Genomic DNA, 8126 nt, shown 5'->3' on the forward strand with positions numbered 1-8126 from the left:
GCAATCCGGTGACGATCCGGGTCAGCGACGGCGGGCTTTTCGATGAGCAGTCCTTTACGATCACGGTGGCGGACGTCAACGATGCGCCGTCATTCACCAGCACCCCGGTCACGACGGGCACGCAGGATGTGCTCTACAGCTACGCGGTGCCGACGGCGGATCCCGACGGGGACACGCGCACGATCACGGCAACGCAGAAGCCCACCTGGTTGACGCTCACGGATAACGGCAACGGAACCGCGACGCTATCTGGGACCCCGGGTAACGATGAGGTCGGCGTACATGCGGTTACCCTGACCGTATCCGACGGCACGCTTTCGGACCAGCAGTCGTTTACGGTTACTGTTTCCAACGTCAACGAGGCTCCCGCCTTTACAAGTTCACCGGTCACGGTCGCAACGGAAGACGCGCCCTACACCTATGCTGTAACCGCCTCCGATCCGGATGCGGGAACGACGCTTGTACTGACTGCTCCGACACTGCCTGCCTGGCTGATGTTCATTGACAATGGAAACGGTACGGCGAGTTTGACTGGTACGCCCACGAACGATGACGTCGGAGCCAATGCAGTCGTCCTGCGCGTCAGCGATGGAAGCCTGACTGACCAGCAGTCCTTTCTGATCTCGGTTGCGAACACGAATGACCCGCCGGTCTTCACGAGCTCTCCCGTCACGACAGGTGCGCAGGACGCCGCGTATGTCTATGACGTCGTGGTAACGGACCCCGATGGGGATTCGATCAGCATTACTGCGCCTACGTTGCCGGGATGGCTCAGCCTTACCGACAATACCGACGGGACGGCAACCCTTTCCGGCACACCATCCAACAGCGACATCGGTATTCATAGCGTGGTCCTGAATGCCTTTGACGGTACGATTTCGACCCTTCAGTCGTTCAGCGTTACCGTGTCGGACAAGAACGATCCACCGTTCTTTACCTCCGCCCCGGTGACGGGTGCAACCGAAGATCAGACATATACCTATACGGTGACCGCCTCGGATCCGGACGGTGGGACAACGCTCATCTTCACAGCTCCAACACTGCCCTCCTGGCTCACATTCACCGACAACGGTGATGGAACCGCAAGTCTCATCGGAACGCCCCTGAACGCGAACGTCGGCTCGAACCCCGTGCAGATAGACGTCTCGGATGGCAGTCTCTCTGATACCCAGTCGTTCACAATTACGGTCATCAACACAAATGACGCTCCGGTCTTTACGAGTCTCCCCGTCACGGCGGGATCGCAGGACGTGGCCTATCTCTACCCCGTAACCGTGTCTGATCCGGACGCCGACTCCGTGACGATAACTGCGCCGACTCTTCCATCCTGGCTCAGCCTTGCGGACAACGACGACGGGACGGCAACCCTTTCCGGCACACCGACCAACAGCAATATCGGCGTTCACAATGTCGTCCTGCGGGCGACCGACGGGACGGCACCGACTACCCAGTCCTTCACCATCACGATTGCTGACAAGAACGATCCTCCGTTCTTCACGAGCGCCCCGGTTACCGCTGCAACGGAGGACTTCGCCTACACCTATACGGCAACGGCCTCCGACCCGGATGTTGGCACAACGCTGTCCTATTCTGCCACGACTCTTCCAACGTGGCTGGCGCTTCTCGACAACGGAGACGGAACGGCGACGCTGACAGGAACGCCCCGCAATCAGCACGTCGGACCCAATTCGGTCGTAATACGCGTGAGTGACGGCAGCCTGACCGACGAGCAGTCGTTCACCATTTCCGTCTCGAACACGAACGACGCTCCGATTTACACGAGCACGCCGGTCACGACGGGCTCCCAGGACGCCGCTTATGTTTATGACGTCGTGGTCACGGATCCGGACGGTGATACGATCGCTATTACAGCACCGACTCTACCTTCGTGGCTGAGCTTCTCCGACTCGGGCGACGGAACCGGTACACTATCGGGGACCCCCTCGAACAGCGAGATCGGCCTGCACGATGTTGTCCTGAGCGCCACCGACGGGACCGTCCAAACGACCCAGTCCTTCACCATCACGATTTCCGACAAGAACGACCCGCCGTTCTTCACGTCCGCTCCGGTAACCGGAGCGATAGAAGATCAGGTCTATACGTATACCGTCACAGCCTCAGATCTGGACGCTGGAACGACACTCGTCTTTAGTGCACCAACGCTTCCTTCATGGCTGACGCTGACGAATTTCGGTGACGGGACGGCAAGTCTCTCCGGCACACCGCTCAACGATGATGTCGGTATCAATCCCGTCCAGCTTCAGGTATCCGACGGCAACCTCACGGCCACGCAGTCATTCTCGATTAGCGTCACCAACACGAACGATGCGCCGGCCTTCACGAGCGCGCCTCCAACCGAAGCATCCGAGGATACCCCGTATACCTACAATGTCACCGCCAGCGATCCGGACGACGACGCCATCGCGCTGAGTGCGGTCACGATACCAACCTGGCTATCGTTCGTAGATAACGGCAACGGAACAGGAGTGCTTTCAGGCAATCCGCGCAACCGAGACGTGGGTGTCCACCCTGTCGTACTCTCAGTCTCCGATGGAGTCGAGACGATTCAGCAGAGTTTCTCCGTGACGGTCGCGAACACGAACGATGCTCCGATCTTCACAAGCACCCCTGTCACAACTGCGACCGAAGACCTGGAGTATCAGTATGTCGTGTCTGCCTCAGACGCCGATACGGGCACTACCCTGACACTGACCGCTCTGACCCTCCCCGACTGGCTCGTGTTCACGGATAACGGAGACGGGACTGCGCTGCTGGCTGGCACGCCCGAAAACGAGCACGTCGGCAATAACCCTGTCGCACTGCGTGTTAGCGATGGTATTGACTCTGCACCGCAGAACTTTACCATTGTCGTGGTGAATACGAACGATCCGCCGCGCTTTGTCAGTCCTCCGGTTACCGGTGCGCTGCAGGATCAGCCCTACTCCTACACCATTCAGGCTGTCGACGACGATGGGGGAGACGTCCTTACGCTCACGGGGCAGGTTCCAGCGTGGCTGATACTCACTGACAATGGTGACGGCACGGGGACGCTCGCCGGGACGCCGTCGAATACAAACGTCGGCGACAACCCAGTCGTGCTCCGCGTTGCTGATGCACTTGGCGAGTTCGCTGACCAGACATTCGTCATCTCCGTCCGCAACACAAACGACGTTCCCGTCGCGGTGGCCGATGTCTATTCGGTCCTGGAAGGAGGCACGTTGGTCACGACTGCCGGAGGAGATCCGGCGGGCGTACTCGACAACGACGACGACCCGGATGGAGACGCCCTTTCGGCTACACTCATTTCGGGCGTTGATCACGGCTCATTCCAGTTCGACCTGGATGGTTCTTTTGCGTATGAACATGACGGCTCTGAGACCACGGTGGACGAGTTTGACTACATCGCGAACGACGGCATCTTCGTGTCGAACACGGCAACTGTCCGGATTCAGATTATACCGGTTAACGATCCTCCGAGAATAACGAGCACGCCTGTTCAGTCGGCCAGTCAGGAAGTCGAGTACCGTTATGTGATCACAACCGCAGATCCCGATGGGCCGGCGATAATCCTTGCGGCAAGCACGCTTCCCTCGTGGCTCACGTTTGTCGACAGCGGCGACGGCACCGGTGTACTTGCAGGTACTCCGCAGAACAGCGACGTTGGCTTGCATCCTGTGGTGATTACCGTCGGCGACGGAGAGGCGTCCGACCAGCAGTCGTTCTCGATCGATGTCGGCAATACGAATGACTCACCATTCTTCACAAGCACACCACTGACCGGAGCCGTTCAGAACCAGGAGTACCGGTACGACGTCTCGGCGATCGATCCGGATGACGATACTATTGTATTTACGCTGGAGGTAGGCCCGTCGTGGATCACTCTGATCGACAACGGGAACGGAACGGCCGTGCTCTCGGGAACGCCTGCCGCATCCGACGTAGGTGATCACGACATAGTGATCTCCATCTCGGACGGCATTGAGGGCGACCAGCAGAGCTTCACCATCGTGGTCGACGATGTCAATGATCCGCCACAATTCACGAGCGAACCGGTTATCTCCGCGACACAGGAAATCCTGTATTCGTACGCGATCACCGTGCAGGATCCTGATGGAGACACGGTCACGATTTCCGCATCCGTCATCGCAGACTGGTTGGCGCTTGTGGACAACGGAGACGGCACGGCGAGCCTCATCGGAACGCCTTCCCCGGCAGACATAGGTGACCACGAGATAGTGCTTCTGGCCTCAGATGGCACCGAAAGCGCAGAGCAGCGCTTCACGATCGCCGTGGACAACGGAAACAGTGTCCCCGTTGCAAACAACGACGATTATCCTCTCGACGAAGGCGGACGACTCAACGCCATCGCCGGCCGCGTGCCTCGCGGTGTACTCGACAATGACAGCGACGCCGACGGCGACGCCCTGTCAGCGATTCTGGTCACAGACGTCTCACACGGGACTCTGACACTCCAGGCAAACGGGTCGTTTACGTACGTTCATGACGGGTCCGAGACGGAGTCCGATCAGTTCACGTATAGAGCATCCGATGGCACAGACGAATCGGCCGATGCGACTGTCAGTTTCCGCGTCATTCCCGTAAATGACACCCCCGTCGCCGTCGACGATATGTTCTCCGTTGCGGAGGACGTTGCGTCGAGTCTGAATCTGCTTCTTAACGACACGGACGCCGAGGATGACGAGCTCCGAATCAACAGCATCACGTCGCCTGTCAGCGGAACCGTGACAGTCAGGAACGACTCGGTCGTGGTCTACACGCCATCGGCGGACTTCAATGGGACCGATTCATTCAAATACACGATCGTTGATGACAAGGAAGCCGTTTCCGACACGGCAACGGTTCGCATCACGATCGACGCGGTGAACGATGCACCCGTTGCCACAGACGACGCCGCAACCACAGGTGATTCAGCCCCGGTCGTCATCCGGGTCCTCGACAACGACTACGACGCGGACGGTGACGCACTGACCGTAACATCCGTAGGAGAAGCGACGCGCGGAGTCTCGGAGATCGGTTCCGCACCCGGGACCGTCAGGTACTCGCCGGAAACGGGATTCCTTGGTGAGGATGAGTTCGTCTATACGGTCAGCGACGGAAACGGCGGCGAGGACGTCGGCACAGTACGTGTAACAGTAACCTCTCTGCGGTTCACGATTGAGGAGACGGGGACTCTCGGTGGTCGTGGAAGCCGTGCGTTTGCGATCAATGACGACGGCGTGGTCGTAGGCACGTCGCTGACGACAGCTGGCGTCGTAAAGGCCTTCATCTGGACCGACAATTCCATTTTGGAGATCGATTCGGACGAGACACGCTACAGCCAGGCGTTTGGGGTCAACGACGTCGGGCAGGTGGTCGGGGCCATTGAACAGGATGGCGAGATTACCGCGGCCGTCTGGCAGCTCGGACCGGAGAAGACAGAGAGCACTCTTCTGCCGACTCTTGATGGTGCGTTCAGTGTCGCGTTCGACGTGAACAACGCCGGCCAGGTTGTTGGTACGTCGCTCGGTGCTGGAGATTTCCGCCCGGTAGTCTGGACCGGCGGCATAATGAGTGAGATAGCGGTCGATGGCGTGAGTTCGGGCCAGGCAGAGTCTATCAACGAAAGTGGTCAACTGGTTGGATTGACAGTCAGTCAGAGTGGTACCGAGTCCGCCATTCGCGGTACGGTACAACAGGTGCAGAGAATCGGGAGTGACGATACCCGGGCCTATGCCGTAAATGGTCTCGGAGTGGCCGTCGGCAGCAAGGAAACGGCCGGGGTCATCAGTGCTACGCGTTGGGATCCAGACGGAAGCGAATTCTCTTTTGACGTCACCGGTTCCACGTTCGCAGAGGCCTACGGCATCAACGATTCGGGATGGATCGTTGGTGCGTATTCATCATCGGTCGGTGCCGGCAAGTCCGAAGCGACGACTTTGCGTTCTAATGACGTCCTGGCAGATCTTCTAAACGAGGGGCCGACCGCGATGCGCTTCGGCAAGTCGATGGACATCGGGGTGGACCCGGCCAAGACATCGGCCATGGATTTGAGAGCGTCGCTGTGGATTGGCGAATCATTGCTGGACCTCAATGCCCTGATACCGGCGGAATCCGGATGGACGCTGGTTGAGGCTCGTGACGTCAACAGCAGCGGCAGGATTGTGGGCTACGGATTGTACCAGGGCGAGGCGCGTGCGTTTGTGCTGTCGCTCAGCGGAAACGAGGCGCCGAAGGCGGCCGACGATCATGTCGCAGCGTTCTCGGGAGAGAGCATTACGATCCACGTGCTCCTGAATGATGTCGACCTCGACGGTGACACGCTGAGCGTGATATCGCACGAACTTGCGGGTCATGGCTCTGTCGAAAAGCTGGACGGCGGTGCTTTCGTTTATACCCCGGATGCCGGATACGTGGGCGAGGATAGCTTTTCGTACACGGTATCCGATGGCCGGGGAGGGTCGGATCGCGCGACGGTGATGCTATCGGTCGAAGAGACGCCAGAGGACTTCGCCTTGAATCAGAATTACCCGAATCCCTTCAACCCGACAACGACCATCTCCTACACGTTGCCAGCGGACACACGAGTCAACCTCACGGTCTTCGATGCACTCGGGCGTGTTGTGATGACGCTTGTTGATGAGGACCAGACGAGAGGGATGCATCGCGTCTTGTTTGACGGCCAGGGTCTTTCGAATGGCGTCTACGTCTACAGGCTCTCCGCGGGCAGCTTTGTTGACCTTAAGAAGTTCGTTCTGCTGAAGTAGCGACGCTGTTCCCGAGTGCAGGACAACGCGTTAAGTACGACGTACCAAAAACGAGGTTGTTGCGGCCGTTTTGACCGTTTTTCAGCGCCTGGATCTCACCAATCCCGCGAGGCAGTTCCGGCCATGACGCGTAGGAGATCCCCCTACAATTCCATGCGGCTATGGCCTATGATTTCTGTCGGTCTGTTTGCTATTCTACAGCATCGCAAAAGGCGTTTGATGCTTCGATTTGAGTAGGTGGAGTTCGCGTACGATTGGCGCGAACATGGTAGTTGAGGACGTTCTTTGAAGTTCTTTGCCTTTTGCGGTACGAGCGATCGGGAACCCGAGGTCACGCACCACCTCATGTTGCGCTGTGACGGCCAAGGACTCCACGGTCAATCCAGTAAAGCACCGAAAGTGGCGTTCCAGAGCGACTGGCAATTAAAGAGGAAGTCGCCGCGAATTGCCTGGAGGAGCGATATATGAAAGGATTGGTACTTATGGTGTCGACCATCTTCCTGGTGGCCGGCACACAAATCATACTTAACCTTCAACCTGAGGCCGAGATCACGGTCGAGGCACTCAGTCACTTTGAGTTGAATGAACTCGGGTGGACGACAGCACCGTCGACGGGGCTGAAGGTCGTCGGAGTTGGTGAACTCGTTTACCTTTCGGGAACGGACACCGAAGGCGAGGACGTCACGTCCTACGCATGGTCCATCACGCCGGCGCCGGCCTCTTCAGCCACGCTGGACAGTGCAGGGACAATGTGGAATACATTCCGTCCGGATGTTCAGGGTGACTACACAATCAATCTGACTGTTACGACGGCGTCCGGTTCAAGTGATGCCAGCATCGTGATTACTGCCGCGACGTACGCGGGTGTGGAGGCAGGTCAGTGCGGCACGTGTCACTTCAACACGAAGAACACGTGGGAACAGACCGGTCACGCGGACATGTTCACGCTGGCCATCGATGGCCTGAAGAGCAGTCACTACAACGAGAACTGCATCGAATGCCACACCGTCGGCTACAACACGGACGTGACGGCCGTCAATGGTGGGTTCGATGACGTTCAGGCTGCCCTGGGCTGGGTATTCCCGGCGGATACAGCTGGAAATGTCGTCCCGGGTGCGAACTGGGCCGACATGGTTGCGAACTATCCGGATCTCGCGGCGAAGGCGAACATCCAGTGTGAGGCCTGCCACGGACCGGCGAGCCAGCACAGCCCATTCAATCCGGATGGAAACGCCCGGTTGGGCGTATCTCTGGATGAAGGTGTGTGCGGGCGTTGCCACGAAGAAGAGCCGTATCACCGGCGTAACATCCAGTGGAAAGAGTCTGCGCACAATCTTGGGGGCAGCTTCGCTCGCGGAGTGA

At 58.6% G+C, this 8126-nt stretch carries 2 protein-coding genes; both read left to right on the forward strand.

Going from position 1 to position 8126, the window contains the following annotated elements; all coding sequences use genetic code 11:
* The coding region (locus HKN37_14095; protein ID NNE47781.1) for a tandem-95 repeat protein at positions 1–6764 on the forward strand (6764 nt) is incomplete at its 5' end.
* 464 nt (positions 6765–7228) lie between these two features.
* Positions 7229–8126 (forward strand): hypothetical protein (locus tag HKN37_14100; GenBank protein NNE47782.1); only part of this gene is annotated, 898 nt, incomplete at its 3' end.

Source organism: Rhodothermales bacterium (assembly GCA_013002345.1).
Taxonomy (GTDB): Bacteria; Bacteroidota; Rhodothermia; order Rhodothermales; family JABDKH01; genus JABDKH01.